Here is a 16,336-nt window from a genome sequence, read left to right on the forward strand (position 1 = left end):
GCGGCGACCTGGGTCAGGCATCCGCATCCGCCGCCGGCAGGCGCCGGGTCAGCAACCGCTGCAGCAGGCAGAACAGCAATAGCAGGCCGCCGATCACGATGCGCGTCCACCACGAACTGAGCGTGCCGTCGAACACGATCAGGGTCTGGATCGCGCCCAGGATCAGCACGCCGAACAGGGTGCCGATCACGTAGCCGCTGCCGCCAGCGAGCAGGGTGCCGCCGATCACCACCGCGGCGATGGCGTCCAGCTCCAGGCCCTGCGCATGCAGGCTGTAGCCGGACAGCATGTAGAACGTGCACACCACCCCGGCCAGCGCCGAGCAGAAGCCACTGAAGGCGTAGACACGCACCTGGGTCGCCTCCACCGGCAGGCCCATCAGCCGCGCCGAGGCCTCGCTGCCGCCAAGCGCGTACACGCAGCGGCCGAAGCGGGTGCACTGGGTCAGCCACATGCCCAGCGCTACCATCGCCAGCGCGATCAACGCACCGACCGACAGCGACGCGTCGCCGACCAGCGGCAGCCGCGCCTGCGCGATCGCGGTGTACAGCGGGTCGGTGATCGGGATCGAATCGACGCTGATCAGGTAACTGGCGCCGCGCGCCAGGAACATGCCGGCCAGGGTCACCACGAACGGCTGCAAGCGGTAGCGCTGGATCAGCAGGCCCATGAACGCACCGAAGACGCTGCCGAGCAGCAGCACCAGCGGGATCGCCGCCAGCGGCGACCAGCCATGGCGCTCGACCAGCGAGGCCGACAGCACGGTGGTGAACGCCAGCACCGCGCCCACCGACAGGTCGATGCCGCCACTGAGGATCACCAGGCTCATGCCCACCGCGGCAATGCACAGGAAGGCATTGTCGATCAGCAGATTGGCCAGCACCTGCGGCGCCAGGAAGCCGTCGTAGAGCACCCCGCCGGCCGCGAGCATGGCCACGAACAGCGCCACGGTGATCGCCAGCGGCAGGCGCGCGCCCTGCAGCATGCCGGCCGCCTTGCGCAGGCCGGACCCGACCAGGCGTGGAGCCGCCGCGCTCATGGCCGCACCTGCGGCGGCGGCCGCCGGATCCAGCCACGCAGGTTGGCGCGGAAGCGCGGCGATTGCAGCAGCATCACCGCGAACACCAGCAATGCCTTGATCAGCATGGTCACCTGCGCCGGCACGCCGAAGGCGTAGATGGTCGCGGTCAGGGTCTGGATGATCAGCGCGCCGATCACGCTGCCGGCCAGGCTGAAGCGGCCGCCATCGAGCAGCGTGCCGCCGAGGGTGACCGCGAGGATCGCGTCCAGTTCCATCAATTGCCCGGCGTTGTTGGCGTCGGCGCTCTTGACGTTGGAACTGATCAGCAACCCGGCCAGGCCGGCGCTGAACGCGCAGAACACGTACAGCAGCACCGCGATCAGCCGCGAACGCACGCCCGCCACCCGCGCCGCGCGCGGGTTGTGGCCGATCGCGCGCACGAACAGCCCCAGCGCGGTGCGCCCCAGCAGCAGTTGCAACGCCGCGAACACCGCCGCGACCACGAACAGCGCGAACGGCAGACCGAGCAGGAAGCCGTTGCCCAGGTAGAAATACGGCGGGTAGTAGATGGTGAGGATCTGCCCGTCGCCGATCAGCTGCGCGATGCCGCGCCCGGCCACCATCAGGATCAGCGTGGCGATGATCGGCTGCATGCCGACCTTGACCACCAGCAACCCGTTCCACAGCCCGCACAGCGCCGCCACCAGCAGCGGTGCGAGCAGCACCGCCCACAGCGGGAAGCGGCTGTGTTCGCCGCTGCCGATCATCCACGCCGCCACCGTCGCGGCGATCGCCACCACCGCGCCGACCGAGATGTCCAGGCCGCGTACCGCGATCACCAGGGTCATGCCCATCGCCACCAGCGCCAGCGGCGCGGCGCGGTTGCCGATGTCGACCAGGTTGCCGTAGAGGTGGCCGTCGCGCCATTGCAGGCTCAGGAAGCCCGGGTCGAACAGGCCGTTGCCGAGCAGCAACACGGCCAGCGTCGCCAGCGGCCAGAACAGCGGGTGCGTGCGCAGCCGTGCCGGCCAGCGCTCCACGGTGGCGTCGTGTGTGGCGGCGGCGCTCATGCTGCGCTCCCGGCGATCAGCTCGAAGATCGCGCGTTCGCCGCAGCCGCCGGGCAGTTCGCCGACCAGGCGGCGTTCGCGCAGCACCGCGATGCGGTCGGCGATGCGCGCGATCTCGGCGACCTCGGCGGAGATGAACAGCACCGCCATACCCTCGCGGGCCAGGGCCAGGATCCGGGTCATGATCTCCTGCTTGGCGGCGATGTCGATGCCGCGGGTGGGTTCGTCCAGGATCAGCAGCCGCGGCCGCGTCGCCAGCCAGCGCGCCAGCACCACCTTCTGCTGGTTGCCGCCGGACAGCAGCCCCACCGGCGTCTCCAGGCTGGCGGTCTTGATGCCCAGCACGTCCACGTAGCCCTGCGCGATGCGCAGCTGCTCGGCCGGCGCCAGGAACCGGCGCAGGCCCATGCGCGCCTGCAGCGCCAGCACGATGTTCTCGCGCACCGACAGTTCGGCGACGATGCCCTCGGTCTTGCGTTCTTCCGGGCACAGCGCCAGGCCGTGGGCGATCGCGTCGGGCGGGCCGCGCAGCGCCACGTCGCGGCCGTCGATCGCCACGCGGCCGCGATCGGCACGGTCCAGCCCGAACAGCAGCCGCGCCAGTTCGGTGCGGCCGGCGCCGAGCAGGCCGGCCAGGCCCAGCACCTGGCCTTGGCGCAGTTGCAGGTCGACCGGCTGCAACTGGCCGCGTCGGCCCAGACCCTGCGCCTGCAGCAGCGGCGCAGCGTCCTCGGGCGCGGCCGCGCGCACCGCGGCGGCCGCGGCGCTGGCCGGGTCGAGCGCGCGCCCGACCATCGCCGCGACCAGTTGCGGCGCCGGCAATTCCGCCGGCGTGTATTCGCCGACCAGGCGGCCGTTGCGCAGCACGCTGATGCGGTCGGCCACCGCGTACACCTGGTCCAGGAAGTGGGTGACGAACAGGATCGCCATGCCGCCGTCGCGCAGCGCGCGCATCACCCGGAACAGTTCGGCCACCTCGCCTTCGTCGAGGCTGGAGGTGGGTTCGTCGAGGATCAGCACCCGCGCCGACACGCCGACCGCGCGCGCGATCGCCACCATCTGCTGCACCGCCACCGGATAGCTGCCCAGCGCGCGCCGCACGTCGATGGCGATGCCCAGACGCTGCAGACCGGCCTCGGCCTCGCGCTCGACCCGGCGCCAGTCGATGCGCCGCAGCCAGCCGCGCAGCGGGTAGCGGCCGGCGAACAGGTTCTCGGCCACCGACAGGTTCGGGCACAGATTCACTTCCTGGTACACGGTGCTGATGCCGAGCCGTTGCGCCTGCTGCGGCGATGCCGGCGCGACCACCGCGCCGTCCAGCGCAATGCGCCCGGCGTCGGCGGCGGTCACGCCGGTGAGCAGCTTGATCAGGGTCGACTTGCCGGCGCCGTTCTGTCCCATCAACGCGTGGATCTCGCCGCCGCGCAGGCGCAGCGCCACGTCCTCCAGCGCGGCCACGCCGGCGTAGGCCTTGCTCAGTCCCTGCGCCTCCAGCACCAGCGGATGCATGCGCGCGGCCTCAGTACTTGCGCTTGGGCAGTTCGGCCGCGGCCTGGTCCTGGGTGTACACCGACTCCTCCACCACGATGCGCTTGGGCAGCGGCTTGCCGGCCTTGAGGTCGCGGATGGCCTGCACCAGTTGCGGGCCCAGCAGCGGATTGCATTCGACGGTGACGTTGAGCTTGCCGGCCTGCATCGCCTCGAACGCGCCCTTCACCCCGTCCACCGAGATCACCAGGATGTCCTTGCCCGGCTTCAGGCCGGCTTCCTCGATCGCCTGGATTGCCCCGATCGCCATGTCGTCGTTGTGCGCGTAGAGCACGTCGATGTTGCGCCCCTCCGACTTCAGGAACGCCTCCATCACTTCCTTGCCCTTGGCGCGGGTGAAGTCGCCGCTTTGCGAGCGCACGATCTGGAAGCGCGGATGCGCCGCCAGGATCTCCTTGAAGCCCTTCATGCGATCGATCGCCGGCGCCGAGCCGACGGTGCCCTGCAGTTCGACGATGCGCACCGGCTTGTCGCCATCCTTCAGCGGCGAGCGCTCGACCAGCCAGCGCGCCGCCTTGCGTCCTTCCTCGACGAAATCCGAGCCGATCAGGGTCACGTACAGGCTGTCGTCGGACACCTTCACCGCGCGGTCGGTCAGCACCACCGGGATCTTCGCGGCCTTGGCCTCGCGCAGCACCGTCTCCCAACCCGACTCCACCACCGGCGAAAACGCGATCACGTCCACGCGCTGGGCGATGAACGAGCGCAGCGCCTTGATCTGGTTCTCCTGCTTCTGCTGCGCATCGGAGAACTTCAGCGTCATGCCGGCATTGGCGACGGCCTGCTTGATCGAAGCGGTGTTGGCGGTGCGCCATTCGCTCTCGGCGCCGACCTGGCTGAAACCGACGGTGAGTTGCCCGTGCGCCTTGCCGGCGTCCTTGCCGCCGGAACACGCGGCCAGCGCCATCCCCAGCAGTGCCGCGATTCCCAGCGCCCGCATTCCCGACGTGTGCTTCTGCATAGCCCCTCCTCGTTGATGGCACGCTGGCGGCGGACGGGCCCGGAGGCCGCGACGCGCCGCCCACCCTCCCAGGCCGGCGTGCGCTGATTCGATCAGTTCATGGTGCGGATGTATAAGCCGTCTTGACCGTGGTGTAGAACTCCACCGCATACCGGCCCTGCTCGCGCGGGCCGTAGCTGGAGGCCTTGCGTCCGCCGAACGGGACATGCGGGTCGACGCCGGCGGTGGGCAGGTTGACCATCACCATGCCCGCCTGCGCGTGCCGCTTGAAATGCGTGGCGTGCTTCAGCGAGCGCGTGGCGATGCCGGCGCACAGGCCGAATTCGGTGTCGTTGGCCAGGGCCAGCGCGTGTTCGTAGTCGTCGGCCACCAGCACCGTGGCGACCGGGCCGAACACCTCCTCGCGGGCGATGCGGTGCTGCGGCTGCGCGGCCACCAGCGCCGGGCGCAGGTAGTAGCCGCGGTGCGCGCACTCCAGCGCCTCGCCGCCGTAGAGCAGTTCGGCGCCTTCCTCGCGGGCGATGCGCAGGTAGTCGCGGTCCTGTTCGAACTGGCTGGCGCTGGCGACCGGCCCGATGTCCACGCCCGGCTCCAGCGCATGGCCGATCTTCAGCGCGGCCAGGCGCGTGCGCACACGTGCGACGAAGTCGTCGTGCACTGCGCGTTCGACGATCAGCCGGCTCGACGCGGTGCAGCGCTGGCCGGTGGAGAAGTAGGCGCCGTTGACCGCGATCTCCGCCGCCAGGTCCAGGTCGGCATCGGCCAGCACCACCAGCGGATTCTTGCCGCCCATCTCCAGTTGGATCTTCAGCCCGCGCTCGGCGGCCTGGCGCAGCAGCCGGTTGCCGGTGGGCACCGAGCCGGTGAAGCTCAGCGCATCGATGCCGCGCTCGCCGACCAGCGCCTGGCCGACCGTGCGGCCGCTGCCGAGCACCAGGTTGAACGCGCCGTCGGGCAGGCCGGCGCGGCTGAGGATCTCGGCCAGCGCCCAGGCGCAGCCGGGCACGATCTCCGCCGGCTTGAACACCACCGTGTTGCCGTAGGCCAGCGCCGGCGCGATCTTCCACGCCGGGATCGCCAGCGGGAAATTCCACGGCGCGATGATGCCGACCGTACCGACCGGCTCGCGGGTGATCTCGACGTTGACCCCGGGCCGGGTGGAGGCCAGCGTCTCGCCGGGAATGCGCAGCGCCTCGCCGGCGAAGAACTTGAAGATCTGCCCGGCACGCGCCGCCTCGCCGATGCTCTCCGGCAAGGTCTTGCCCTCTTCCGAGGCCAGCAGCGCGCCCAGTTCCTGCTTGCGCGCCAGGATCTCGCTGCCGACCGCGTCCAGCGCGTCGGCGCGCTGCTGCGGGGTGCTCGCGGCCCACGCCGACTGCGCCGCGTTGGCGGCGGCGATCGCCTCGCGCACCGTGGCCGCGTCGAGGCTGCCGGCTTCGCCGACCGGTGCCGACAGGTCGGACGGATTCTCGTCGGGGGCGAGGTCGTCGCCGGCCACCCAGCGGCCGTCGATGTAGCTCTGGAAACGTCGGGTCATGCCTACCTCCGTGCGGTTCTACAGCGCGCGCACGCCGCCCAGGGCGAATCCGCTGTCGACGCGCTGCAAGGGATTGACCAGCGCCGCGCCGAACTCGGCCAGTTCGATCTCGAAGCGGTCGCCGGGCTGCGCCTGCACGCCGTCGGCGAAGCTCAGCGTGGCGGTGCCGAAGAAGTGCAGGTGCACGTCGCCGGGCACGCGGTGCGCGGCGTACTTGAAATGGTGGTACTCGAGATTGGCCAGCGAATGGCACATGTTGGCCTCGCCGGTGACGAAGGGCTTCTCCCAGATCACCGCATCGCCGCGGCGGATGCGGCTGTGCCCGCGCAGGTCGCGCGGCAACGCGCCGCAGCGCAGCTCCGGGCCGACCGCGCAGGCACGCAGCTTGGAATGGGCCAGGTACAGGTAGTTCTGGCGCTCGGTGACGTGGTCGGAGAACTCGTTGCCCAGCGCGAAGCCGAGCCGGTACGGCACGCCGTCGACGCCGATCACGTACAGCCCGACCAGTTCCGGCTCCTCGCCGCCGTCCAGGGCGAAATCCGGCGACGGCAGCGGCGCACCCGGCGCGACCAGGCTGCTGCCGTCGCCCTTGTAGAACCACTCCGGCTGCGCGCCGGGCTGACCATCGCGCGGGATGCCGCCGTCCACGCCGAGCTGGAAGATCTTCATCGAATCGGTGAGCGTGCCCTGCGCCGCCTGTTGCTGCAGGTTCTGGTGCATGGCATCGCGGGTGGCGGCGCTGCCCAGGTGGGTCAGGCCGGTGCCGGTGACCCGGCAATGCGCCGGGTCCGGATGGGTCAGCGGCGACAGCACCCGGCCGGCGGCCAGCAGCGCGGCGTAGTCGAGCACACGCTCGCCGCGCAGCTGCTGCACCTGCGCCTCCAGGCTATTGCCGGCGGCCAGCGCCGCGTTGGCCAGCGCATAGGTGGACGCCACCTCGCGCAGCAGCCGCACCTGGCGGCCGTCGTCTTCCACCACGCCGACGCCGGGGCTGCCTGCGTCATCGAGCAACTGGATCAATCGCATGCATCGGTCGCCTGTCGGGATGCGGACGCGCAGCGGGCGACGCGGGACACGCGCGGCGCGATGCGCCCGACCTATTCTGGCCGGACGACCTATATGCAACAAATATCGGTTTTGGCTTAACGTATACGAACATTCATATCGCTCTGAGCGCCATGCCCGCTGCCCCGCCCTGGTTCGTCCGCGCCCGCCTGAAGACCCGGCAATTGATGCTGCTGCTGGCGATCGAGGAGGAAGGCAACATCCACCGTGCCGCCGAGACCTTGAACATGTCGCAGCCGGCCGCCTCCAAGCTGCTCAAGGACCTGGAGGACATGCTGGCGGTGCCGCTGTTCGAGCGCCTGCCGCGCGGCATGCGCGCCACCTGGTACGGCGAGGCGATGATCCGCCACGCCCGCATCGCCCTGGCCAGCCTGGGCGAGGCCGGCGCCGAGATCGAGGCGCTGAAGGCCGGCTATGCCGGCAGCGTCGGCGTCGGCGCGATCGCCGGCCCGGCGATGAGCCTGCTGCCGTCGGCGCTGGCCCAGGTCGGCGCGCAGCATCCGCTGCTGCGGGTGAGCCTGCGCGTGGACGGCAGCGACGTGCTGCTGGAGCAACTGGCGCAGAACAAGCTGGACATCGTGGTGGCGCGGCTGTTCGCGCGGCACGACAAGCGCCACCTGCACTACCAGGCGCTGGCCGAGGAAAAGGTCTGCGCCATCGCCCGCCCCGGCCATCCGCTGCTGGCGGGGCCGCTGCCGACGCTGGCGGTGCTGGCCGAGGCGCCGTGGATCGTGCCGCCGGACGGCAGCGTGCTGCGCCATCGCTTCGAACTGATGTTCCAGAACGCCGGGCTGGAAGCGCCCAAGCGGGTGATCGAGACCTCGGCGCTGGTGGTGCTGCCGCAGTTGCTGCGCCATGGCGACGCGCTGGCGGTGGTGCCGGAGGACGTGGCCCGGCATTTCGCCGACCACGGCAGCGTGGCGATCGTGCCGGTGGCGCTGTCCTGCCGCATGGACGCCTTCGGCCTGATCACCCGCCGCGACTGGCTGCTGTCGCCGGGCGCGCGGATCGTGCTGCAGGCGCTGCAGGAGGCGGCGACCACGGTCTACGGCACCGCCGCACCGTCGCTGTCGACGGACGACTGATTGCGTCTGCCGTAGGAGCGGCTTCAGCCGCGACGCGCAATGCGTGACGCACCTGCCACTGCCAGGGACAGCCGATCGCGTCGGGACTGAAGTCCCTCCCACAATGCCTCTACGACCTGCGTACTGCTTCTCGTAGGAGCGGCTTCAGCCGCGACGCGCGATGCCCGGATCCCGCACCACTCAGGTCCAGCCGCCGTCCACCACGAACTCCTGCGCGGTGATCGCGCGCGCCTCGTCCGAGGCCAGGAACAGCGCCATGCGCGCGATGTCTTCCGGCATCACCTTGTCCGGCAGGCACTGGTTGCGCGCCAGTTCGCGTTCGCCGGCCTCGTCCAGCCACAGGGTGACCTGGCGTTCGGTCATCACCCAGCCCGGGGTCAGCACGTTGATGCGGATCCGCGCCGCGCCCAGGTCGCGGGCCAGGCCGCGGGTCAGGCCGTTCACCGAGGACTTGGCGGTGGCGTACACCGGGTAGCCGCCGGTCTTGCTCTGCCAGCCGGTGGAGCCGAGGTTGACGATGGAACCGCCGCCCAGCCGCTGCATGCCCGGCACCACCGCCTGGATGGCGAAGAACGCCGCACGCTGGTTGATCGACACGCAGCGCTCCCAGTACTCCGGGGTCACCGCGTCGAGCGCGTGGCGGTCGTCGCTGCCGACGTTGTTGAGCAGCACGTGGAAGTCGCCCAGCTCGGCCGCCGCGTCGCCGATCGCCGCCTGCAGCGCGGCCACGTCGGTGACGTCGCAGCGACGCCACCACGGCGCGGTCAGGCCGGCCGCGGCCAGGCGCTCGGCCAGGGCGGCGCTGGCCTCGGCCGCGATGTCGACGAAGGCCACCTGCGCGCCCTGCGCGGCGAAGGCCTCGACCAGCGCGGCGCCGATGCCCGAGCCGCCGCCGGTGATGAAGACGCGGCGCCCGTGCAGGCTGCCGTAGGTTGCGTTGCCGAGGGAGGAAGGCGCTGCGCTTGCCGAGTTGTCCATGCCGTTTCGCTCTAGGTGGATAGGATTTCGATATATGAAAACAAATATCCATTCGGAGATATTTGCTATTTTTCACGTATCAATATGCCCGCTAGCATCCCCGGCGTAAAGCATCCGGGGGCGGCTTGCGCACAAGGCGGATCCCGGCGTCCTGGACTCGAGGAATCCGCCGACATGGGCTCACCCAGCAAACCGCCGCGCCGCAGCCAGGCGTGGTTCGGGCGCGAAGGCAAGCAGGGCTTCTACTACCGCAGCTGGCTCAAGAGCGCCGGCCATCCGCACGACATGTTCGATGGCCGCCCGGTGATCGGCATCTGCAACACCTGGTCGGAACTGACCCCGTGCAATGGCCACCTGCGCGAACTGGCCGAACACGTCAAACGCGGCGTGTACGAGGCCGGCGGGTTCCCGCTGGAGTTCCCGGTGATGTCGCTGGGCGAGACGCAGATGCGCCCCACCGCGATGCTGTTCCGCAACCTCGCCAGCATGGACGTGGAGGAATCGATCCGCGCCAATCCGCTGGATGGCGTCGTGCTGCTGATGGGCTGCGACAAGACCACCCCGTCCTTGCTGATGGGCGCGGCCAGCGTGGACCTGCCGACCATCGGCGTGTCCGGCGGGCCGTCGCTGTCGGGCAACTGGCGCGGGCAAGCGCTGGGCTCGGGCACCGGCGTGATCGAGATGTCGGAGATGGTGCGCGCCGGCACCCTGAGCCAGGACGATTTCGTCGAGGCCGAGGCGTGCATGCAGCGCTCCAAGGGCAGCTGCATGACCATGGGCACCGCCTCGACCATGGCCAGCATGGTCGAGGCGCTGGGCATGTCGCTGCCGGAGAACGCGGCGATCCCGGCGGTGGACGCGCGCCGCGCGCGGCTGGCGCGGCTCAGCGGGCGGCGCATCGTGCAGATGGTGGAAGAGGATCTGCGCATGTCGCAGATCCTCAGCGCCGACGCCTTCGCCAACGCGATCAAGGTCAATGCGGCGATCGGCGGCTCCACCAACGCGGTGCTGCACCTGCTCGCCCTGGCCGGCCGCGTGGGCGTGCCGCTGCAACTGGACGACTGGGACCGGCTGGGCTCGCGGCTGCCGTGCCTGGTCAATCTCAAACCGTCCGGCCAGTACCTGATGGAAGACTTCTACTATGCCGGCGGGCTGCCGGCGGTGATGCGCGAACTCGGCAGCGAACTGGCGCTGGGCGCGCGCACCGTCAACGGCCGCACCCTGGGCGAGAACGTGGCGCAGGCGCCGTGCTGGAACCGCGAGGTGATCCACCCGCTGGACGCGCCGGTGCGCGCGGAGGCCGGCATCGCCGTGCTGCGCGGCAACCTGGCGCCGGACGGCGCGGTGATCAAGCCGTCGGCCGCCTCGCCGCACCTGCTGCGGCACCGCGGGCGCGCGGTGGTGTTCGAGAGCATCGAGGACTTCAAGGCGCGCATCGACGACGAGGCGCTGGACATCGACGCCGACTGCATCATGGTGCTCAAGCATTGCGGCCCGCGCGGCTACCCGGGCATGGCCGAGGTCGGCAACATGCCGTTGCCGCCGAAGCTGCTGCGCGCCGGCGTCACCGACATGGTGCGCATTTCCGACGCGCGCATGAGCGGCACCGCCTACGGCACCGTGGTGCTGCACGCCTCGCCGGAGGCCGCCGCCGGCGGCACCCTGGCGCTGGTGCGCGACGGCGACATCATCGAACTCGACGTCCCCGGCCGCGCGTTGCACCTGGAGGTCAGCGACGAGGAACTGCTGCGCCGGCGCAGCGAATGGACCCCGCCACCGGCGCCGACGCGCGGCTGGAGCAAGCTCTACGTGGAGCACGTGCAGCAGGCGCACCTGGGCGCGGACCTGGACTTCCTGGTCGGCGGCAGCGGCGACGCGGTGGCGCGCGATTCGCATTAGCGGACGCGGCCAGATGCATCCACCATGCTTTCGTAGGAGCGGCTTCAGCCGCGACAGGCGTTCTCGGTAGAGCCCATCGCGGCTGAAGCCGCTCCTACAGGAGCTTGCGGCAAGCCCGCCGTGTGCACTGTGGGAGGGACTTCAGTCCCGACGCATTACGCCACCAGAAAGCGCACCACGTCGCGCGTCGCCACCGCATAACAGTCGGCTCCACAGGAAGTGGCGAACACCGCCGTGTTCCCCGCGCATCGCCCCCCACGTCACCGAACCGTCATCTGCAGCTTCTAGCCTGCCCGGCACCCCAGGGACAAGGCAGGCGCGGTGGCGGCTCACCCCAAACGCACATGGGCGCGCATGTTCGCCGAACACGGCCCGGTGCTGCGCGGCTTCTTCGTGCGCCGCGGCGCACGCGAGGACGCCGAGGACATGGTGCAGGAGACCTATCTGCGGCTGCTGCGCGCGCATCGGCAGCAGGGCGAGGCCATCGCCAATCCCGAAGCCTATCTGTACACCGTCGCGCAGAACCTGGCGCGCGAACAGGCCGCGCGTCGCCGCCAGGCGCCGCTGCGCATCGACGAGATGGAGCAGTTCTCGCAATTGCTGGCGGCGGGAGACGACGTGGAAGACAGCGCACACCGGCGGCAGCGCCAGCAACAGTTGCAGGCCCTGCTCGCCGACCTGCCCGCGCGCACCCGTGCGGTGCTGGTGATGCAGTACCGCGACGGGCTGAGCTACAAGCAGATCGCCGAACGCATGGGCGTGTCGCCGCACATGGTCAAGAAACACGTGGTGCGCGGCCTGTCGGCCTGCCGACGCGCGCTGGCCGACAGCGGAGACCGCTGGTGAACGACAGCGCATTCTCTTCGCGCAGCGCCATCGCCGATGCCGCGCACTGGCATGCCTTGCAGCGCATGCAGCCGCTGGATGCGCAACAGGAACAGCAGTTGCTGGACTGGCTGACCGCCTCGCCGCAGCACCTGCGCGAGTATCTGGCGATGCAGCGCGTGGCCGGCGACCTCGGCGAGGCGCTGCGCGGCATGGACCTGAACGTGGACGCCTTGCTCGCCAGCGACGCCGCCGCCGATGGTGCCGCGAGCGGCAACGTGATCGCCCTGCCCTTGCCCCGGCGCGTGCCAGCGGCGGCACCGGCGCGCGCGCCGCGCGTCCATGCCGCCTCGCGCTGGCGCCTGGCCGCGGCCGCCGCGGTCTGCGCGATGGCGGTGCTGGTCGGCTGGGCCTGGCCGCGCACCCAGACCTACCGCACCGCGCTCGGCGAACAGCGCAGCGTGCAGCTGGCCGACGGCAGCGTGGTGCGACTCAATGCGCAGACCCAGGTGCGCGCCACGCTGACCCCGTGGAGGCGCACGCTGCAGTTGCTGAAGGGCCAGGCCAGCTTCGTCGTCGCCGTCGACCGCCGCCCGCTGCAGGTGCAGGCCGGCGGCCTGCGCGTGCAGGACATCGGCACCACCTTCGACATCGCCCTGCACCCAGACCAGGCGCGCATCGAGGTGTCGTCCGGGCGCGTGCAGGTGTGGCGCGAGGATCGGCCGCAGCAGCCGATGCTGGCCGATCTCGGTGCCGGCCAGAGCGCACGCATCGACACCGCCGACGGCCGGGTCGAACTGGGCAACGAGGATGTCGCCGCCATGCACGCGTGGTGGCAACACCGCATCGTGTTCCGCGACGAACCGCTGGCCAACGTCGCCGAGGATTTCAACCGGCTCAACCGCACCAGCCTGCTGATCGACGATGCCGACGCCGGGGCGATGCGGCTGACCGGCAACCTGCGTGGCGACGACGTCGCCGCGCTGCGTGCGTTCCTCGATGCGCAGCCGACATTGCAGGTGCGCACCAGCACCGACGGCATCCACGTGCGCAGCCGCGCGCCCTCGTCGGCGCGCCTGCAGTAGCCGGGCCAAGCGCGTCGCACGCGATGCGCGACGCACGCGTCGTGCAGCTCAGGGTCGGTACGCCGTCGCGTGCCATCAACACGTCACACGCATCGTGCACGCGCATCCGTGCGCGCACGCGACGCCAGCACGCCCTGCACATGTCACAGAAAATTCATCGAAAAACGGTGCCCGATCTTCGCCGTCGCGCCTCGTAGTCCGGGGACAGCGCAGGCAAACGCCCGAGGGCGATGCCGCGCGCACCACCACCCCCGCTCTCACAGGACCCGACGATGCGCCGCACCCTGTTCCTTTCCATCGCTCTCGCCCTGCATGCCGGCACCGCCGGCGCGCAGACCGCGCCCGTCGCGGTCGATGCGATTCCCGCGCAGCCGCTGGCGCGCGCGCTCAATGCGCTGTCGCGGCAGACCGGCCTGCAGTTCGTCTATGCCGCCGGCAGCACCGGCAATCCGCAGACGCATGGCAGCCGCGCTGGCGCGGCGCCGGAACAGGCGCTGCAGCAACTGCTCGACGGCACCGGGCTGCGCTATCGCTTCCTGACCCCGACCACGGTGACCATCGAGGCCGCGAGCGCGCCGGCCGAGACCGCCAGCACCGCGCCGGCCGCGCTGACCGCCGCACCAACACCGGTACCGACAGCGACCGCGGACGCACCGGTCAAGCAACTGGACGGCATCCAGGTGCTCGGCAGCTACGCCGGCAGCCTCAGCGCCGCACTGCGCGAGAAGCGCTACGCCGACAGCGTGGTCGACGTGATCGCCGCCGAGGACATCGGCAAGCTGCCGGCACAGAATGTCGCCGAAGCGCTGCAGCGCGTGCCCGGCGTGTCGATCGTGCGCGACCGCGGCGAAGGCGTGTACGTGCGCGTGCGCGGCCTCGGCCCCAACTTCCAGGTGACCACGCTCAACGGCCAGACCATGGCGGTCAACGAGAACGTGCGCACCTCCGGCCAGACCGGCCGCCAGTTCCGCTACGACACCCTGCCGGCGGAACTGGTCGCCGGCCTGGAGGTGATCAAGAGCCCCACCGCCGACCTGGACGAAGGCGCGATCGGCGGCATCGTCAACGTGCGCACCTTTCGCCCGCTGGAACTGGGCAAACCCCTGACCAACGTGTCGCTGGAATCGAGCCAGGCGCAGCGCACCCACGCCAACGATCCGCGCGTGTCCGGACTGTTCAACTGGGTCAACGCCGAGGGCACCTTCGGCGTGTTGCTGTCCGGCGCCTATGCGCAGCGCAGCCTGCGCCAGGACCGGGTCAACGAAGTGAGCTGGGACTACTACCGCGACGGCGTACCGGGCGTGCCCGGCGCCCACTACGTGCCCACCGGCCTGCGCCCGACGCTGGAACTGGAGCAGCGCGAGCGCACCGGCATCGCCGCCTCGCTGCAGTGGAAGCCGAGCGCGGCCTGGGAAACCAACCTGGACCTGCTGTACGCCAAGCAGACCGTGCACTACGACGAGTACAGCCTGGGCGTAGGCTTCGACAGCCTGGCCAAGCTCAGCAACCTGCGCGTGGCGCACGACGGCATCGCCGGCTTCGACTACCGCAACGGCCAGGTGCAGATCTCGCGCGAGACCTCCGGCATCACCGACGACAACCGCAGCGCGCGCCTGTCCAGCACCTGGAGCGGCGATGCGTGGACGCTCGGCGCGGTGGCGTTCCACTCACAGGCGCACAGCTACGATTCCGATCCGATCCGGCGCACGCGCCTGCGCAGCGGCACCAATCTGTCGATGCGCGTGGACATGCCGCAGGCCGATGGCGACAACGTACCCGACTGGCGCTTCACCAACGGCTTCGATCCGACCAACCCGGCCAGCGTGGCCGGCCGGCGCCTGGAGTGGCGCGAGATCGACGCGCGCGACAAGGAGGACGCACTGCAGTTCGACGCCAAGCGCGCGCTCGGCGACGGCTTCTTCCGCGACCTCAAGGTCGGCGCCAAGTACCGGCAGCGCTCGCGCACTTACGATCGCGCCGACCTGCTGCTGACCAGCATCGCCGGCGTGCGCTTCCCGGCCGGCAACTTCACCGCGCTGCCGGTGGACGACATGCTCGCCGACGCCAACGGCAACCTGCCGCGACACTGGCTGGCGCCGATCGAATCGCGCTTCTTCGGTACCTGGCCGACCGCCGTGGACCTGGTCAACACGCCCAACAGCGCCGACCTGCAGAACTCCTACGAGGTACAGGAGAAGATCGGCTCGGCCTATGCGATGGCCGACTTCGGCAGCGAACTGGCCGGCCGCGAGCTGCGCGGCAACCTTGGCGTGCGCCTGGTGCGCACCGAGCAGACCACCGACGGCCATGCCGACGTCAACGGCAGCGCGCAACCGGTGCACTTCGCCCGCAGCTACAGCAACGCGCTGCCCTCGTTCAACGCCGCCTGGGACGTGCGCGACGACATGGTGCTGCGCAGCTCCGCGGCCAAGGTCATCACCCGCCCCGACCTCACCGACCTGTCGTCCAAGCTCACCTTCAATTCCAGCGGCGAGATTCTCACCGCCAGCGGCGGCAACCCGTCGCTGCGCCCGTTCGAGGCCTGGCAGTACGACCTGACCTTCGAGTGGTACATCGACGGCACCTCGGCGCTGACCGGCGGCGTGTTCTACAAGGACATCTCCAGCTTCATCCAGACCCAGATGTCGAACCTGCAGTACCAGGGCCAGACCTACCTGCTCTCGTCCAAGACCAACGGCAGCCAGGCCAGCGTCAAGGGTGTGGAAGTGGCCTACCAGCAGGTCTTCGCCGGCCTGCCGGCGCCGCTGGACGGACTCGGCATGCAGCTCAACTACACCTGGACCGACAGCGAGGCCACCTACCGCGACGGCAGCCGCACCTTCACCGACAGCCTCGAAGGCGTGGCCAAGAACACCTACAACGCGGTGCTGTTCTACGAGAAGGGGCCGCTGATGGCGCGGGTGAGCTACAGCTGGAGCGACGACATCGTCAACGCGGTCGGCACCGCCAACGTCGCCACGCTCAACAGCGACCAGTTCGGCAGCCTCGACGCGAACGTGGCCTGGAAGGTCAACGACACCCTGTCGGTGTTCGTCAACGCGATCAATCTCACCGGTGCGGTGCAGCGCCAGTACGTCGGCGACCGCCTGTTCGGCGGCTACACCGACTACGGCCGCACCTGGTCGGTAGGCCTTCGCGCACGGTTCTGATCTGCCGCGCTGCCGCCACGCGCGGCAGCCAGCCGGCGCCCGCGGCCTGCATGACCGCGGGTGCCCGCCACCGCACCGTGCGCCGCACACCGC

At 70.4% G+C, this 16,336-nt stretch carries 12 protein-coding genes; 5 read left to right on the forward strand and 7 right to left on the reverse strand.

Annotation, left to right across the window (positions count from 1 at the left end):
• Positions 1-13: 13 nt before the first annotated feature.
• From yjfF to araD1, 6 genes are all read right to left on the reverse strand, one after another.
• Entirely contained in the window at positions 14-1,039 is a 1,026-nt protein-coding gene (gene yjfF, locus AC1G9L_RS15885) for a galactofuranose ABC transporter, permease protein YjfF (protein ID WP_019800934.1), read from the reverse strand.
• Entirely contained in the window at positions 1,036-2,091 is a 1,056-nt protein-coding gene (locus tag AC1G9L_RS15890; RefSeq protein ID WP_019800933.1) for an ABC transporter permease subunit, read from the reverse strand. The genes yjfF and AC1G9L_RS15890 overlap by 4 nt, the downstream gene beginning before the upstream one ends.
• A complete protein-coding gene (locus AC1G9L_RS15895) occupies positions 2,088-3,599 on the reverse strand; it encodes a sugar ABC transporter ATP-binding protein (RefSeq protein WP_295932823.1) in 1,512 nt (503 codons plus the stop codon). Before AC1G9L_RS15895 ends, AC1G9L_RS15890 begins: the two co-directional genes overlap by 4 nt.
• Positions 3,600-3,609: 10 nt before the next feature.
• Positions 3,610-4,599 carry an ABC transporter substrate-binding protein gene (locus AC1G9L_RS15900; protein ID WP_481069481.1) on the reverse strand — a complete coding sequence of 330 codons (990 nt, stop codon included), beginning with the start codon at positions 4,597-4,599 and terminating at the stop codon, positions 3,610-3,612.
• Positions 4,600-4,696: 97 nt separating this feature from the next.
• Positions 4,697-6,136 (reverse strand): aldehyde dehydrogenase family protein, encoded by a 1,440-nt coding sequence (locus AC1G9L_RS15905; RefSeq protein ID WP_019802347.1) that lies wholly within the window; start codon positions 6,134-6,136, stop codon positions 4,697-4,699.
• An 18-nt stretch (positions 6,137-6,154) separates the two neighbouring features.
• On the reverse strand, positions 6,155-7,162 hold the full coding sequence (araD1, locus tag AC1G9L_RS15910; protein WP_481069482.1) for an AraD1 family protein: 1,008 nt from the start codon (positions 7,160-7,162) through the stop codon (positions 6,155-6,157).
• A gap of 152 nt (positions 7,163-7,314) precedes the next feature.
• On the opposite strand from araD1, the gene AC1G9L_RS15915 reads away from it, so the two are divergent.
• Positions 7,315-8,286, forward strand: coding sequence for a LysR family transcriptional regulator (locus AC1G9L_RS15915; protein WP_481069483.1), 972 nt, complete (start codon positions 7,315-7,317; stop codon positions 8,284-8,286).
• Positions 8,287-8,466: 180 nt separating this feature from the next.
• Here the strand turns inward: AC1G9L_RS15915 and AC1G9L_RS15920 are convergent, their stop codons facing one another.
• Entirely contained in the window at positions 8,467-9,264 is a 798-nt protein-coding gene (locus AC1G9L_RS15920) for an SDR family NAD(P)-dependent oxidoreductase (protein ID WP_481069484.1), read from the reverse strand.
• 174 nt (positions 9,265-9,438) lie between these two features.
• On the opposite strand from AC1G9L_RS15920, the gene AC1G9L_RS15925 reads away from it, so the two are divergent.
• The 4 genes from AC1G9L_RS15925 to AC1G9L_RS15940 all read left to right on the forward strand — a co-directional run bounded on the left by AC1G9L_RS15925 (position 9,439) and on the right by AC1G9L_RS15940 (position 16,243).
• The gene (locus AC1G9L_RS15925; RefSeq protein ID WP_019800946.1) at positions 9,439-11,163 is read left to right on the forward strand and encodes a dihydroxy-acid dehydratase; all 1,725 of its coding nucleotides are present in this window, start codon (positions 9,439-9,441) and stop codon (positions 11,161-11,163) included.
• Positions 11,164-11,484: 321 nt separating this feature from the next.
• Entirely contained in the window at positions 11,485-12,009 is a 525-nt protein-coding gene (locus AC1G9L_RS15930; RefSeq protein ID WP_209029497.1) for an RNA polymerase sigma factor, read from the forward strand.
• Positions 12,010-12,074: 65 nt separating this feature from the next.
• The gene (locus tag AC1G9L_RS15935; protein ID WP_481071166.1) at positions 12,075-13,073 is read left to right on the forward strand and encodes a FecR family protein; all 999 of its coding nucleotides are present in this window, start codon (positions 12,075-12,077) and stop codon (positions 13,071-13,073) included.
• A gap of 272 nt (positions 13,074-13,345) precedes the next feature.
• Positions 13,346-16,243: a TonB-dependent receptor gene (locus AC1G9L_RS15940; protein WP_019800850.1), complete on the forward strand. Its 2,898-nt coding sequence runs from the start codon at positions 13,346-13,348 to the stop codon at positions 16,241-16,243.
• Positions 16,244-16,336: the final 93 nt, after the last annotated feature.

The sequence above is a fragment of the Xanthomonas sp. NCPPB 1132 genome, assembly GCF_056629235.1.

Coding starts and splice junctions, on each gene's coding strand:
- yjfF (WP_019800934.1), bottom strand. CDS start 1,039: ATGAGCGCGGCGGCTCCACGCCTGGTCGGGTCCGGCCTGCGCAAGGCG.
- AC1G9L_RS15890 (WP_019800933.1), bottom strand. CDS start 2,091: ATGAGCGCCGCCGCCACACACGACGCCACCGTGGAGCGCTGGCCGGCA.
- AC1G9L_RS15905 (WP_019802347.1), bottom strand. CDS start 6,136: ATGACCCGACGTTTCCAGAGCTACATCGACGGCCGCTGGGTGGCCGGC.
- AC1G9L_RS15925 (WP_019800946.1), top strand. CDS start 9,439: ATGGGCTCACCCAGCAAACCGCCGCGCCGCAGCCAGGCGTGGTTCGGG.
- AC1G9L_RS15915 (WP_481069483.1), top strand. CDS start 7,315: ATGCCCGCTGCCCCGCCCTGGTTCGTCCGCGCCCGCCTGAAGACCCGG.
- AC1G9L_RS15935 (WP_481071166.1), top strand. CDS start 12,075: ATGCAGCCGCTGGATGCGCAACAGGAACAGCAGTTGCTGGACTGGCTG.
- AC1G9L_RS15900 (WP_481069481.1), bottom strand. CDS start 4,599: ATGCAGAAGCACACGTCGGGAATGCGGGCGCTGGGAATCGCGGCACTG.
- araD1 (WP_481069482.1), bottom strand. CDS start 7,162: ATGCGATTGATCCAGTTGCTCGATGACGCAGGCAGCCCCGGCGTCGGC.
- AC1G9L_RS15920 (WP_481069484.1), bottom strand. CDS start 9,264: ATGGACAACTCGGCAAGCGCAGCGCCTTCCTCCCTCGGCAACGCAACC.
- AC1G9L_RS15895 (WP_295932823.1), bottom strand. CDS start 3,599: ATGCATCCGCTGGTGCTGGAGGCGCAGGGACTGAGCAAGGCCTACGCC.
- AC1G9L_RS15940 (WP_019800850.1), top strand. CDS start 13,346: ATGCGCCGCACCCTGTTCCTTTCCATCGCTCTCGCCCTGCATGCCGGC.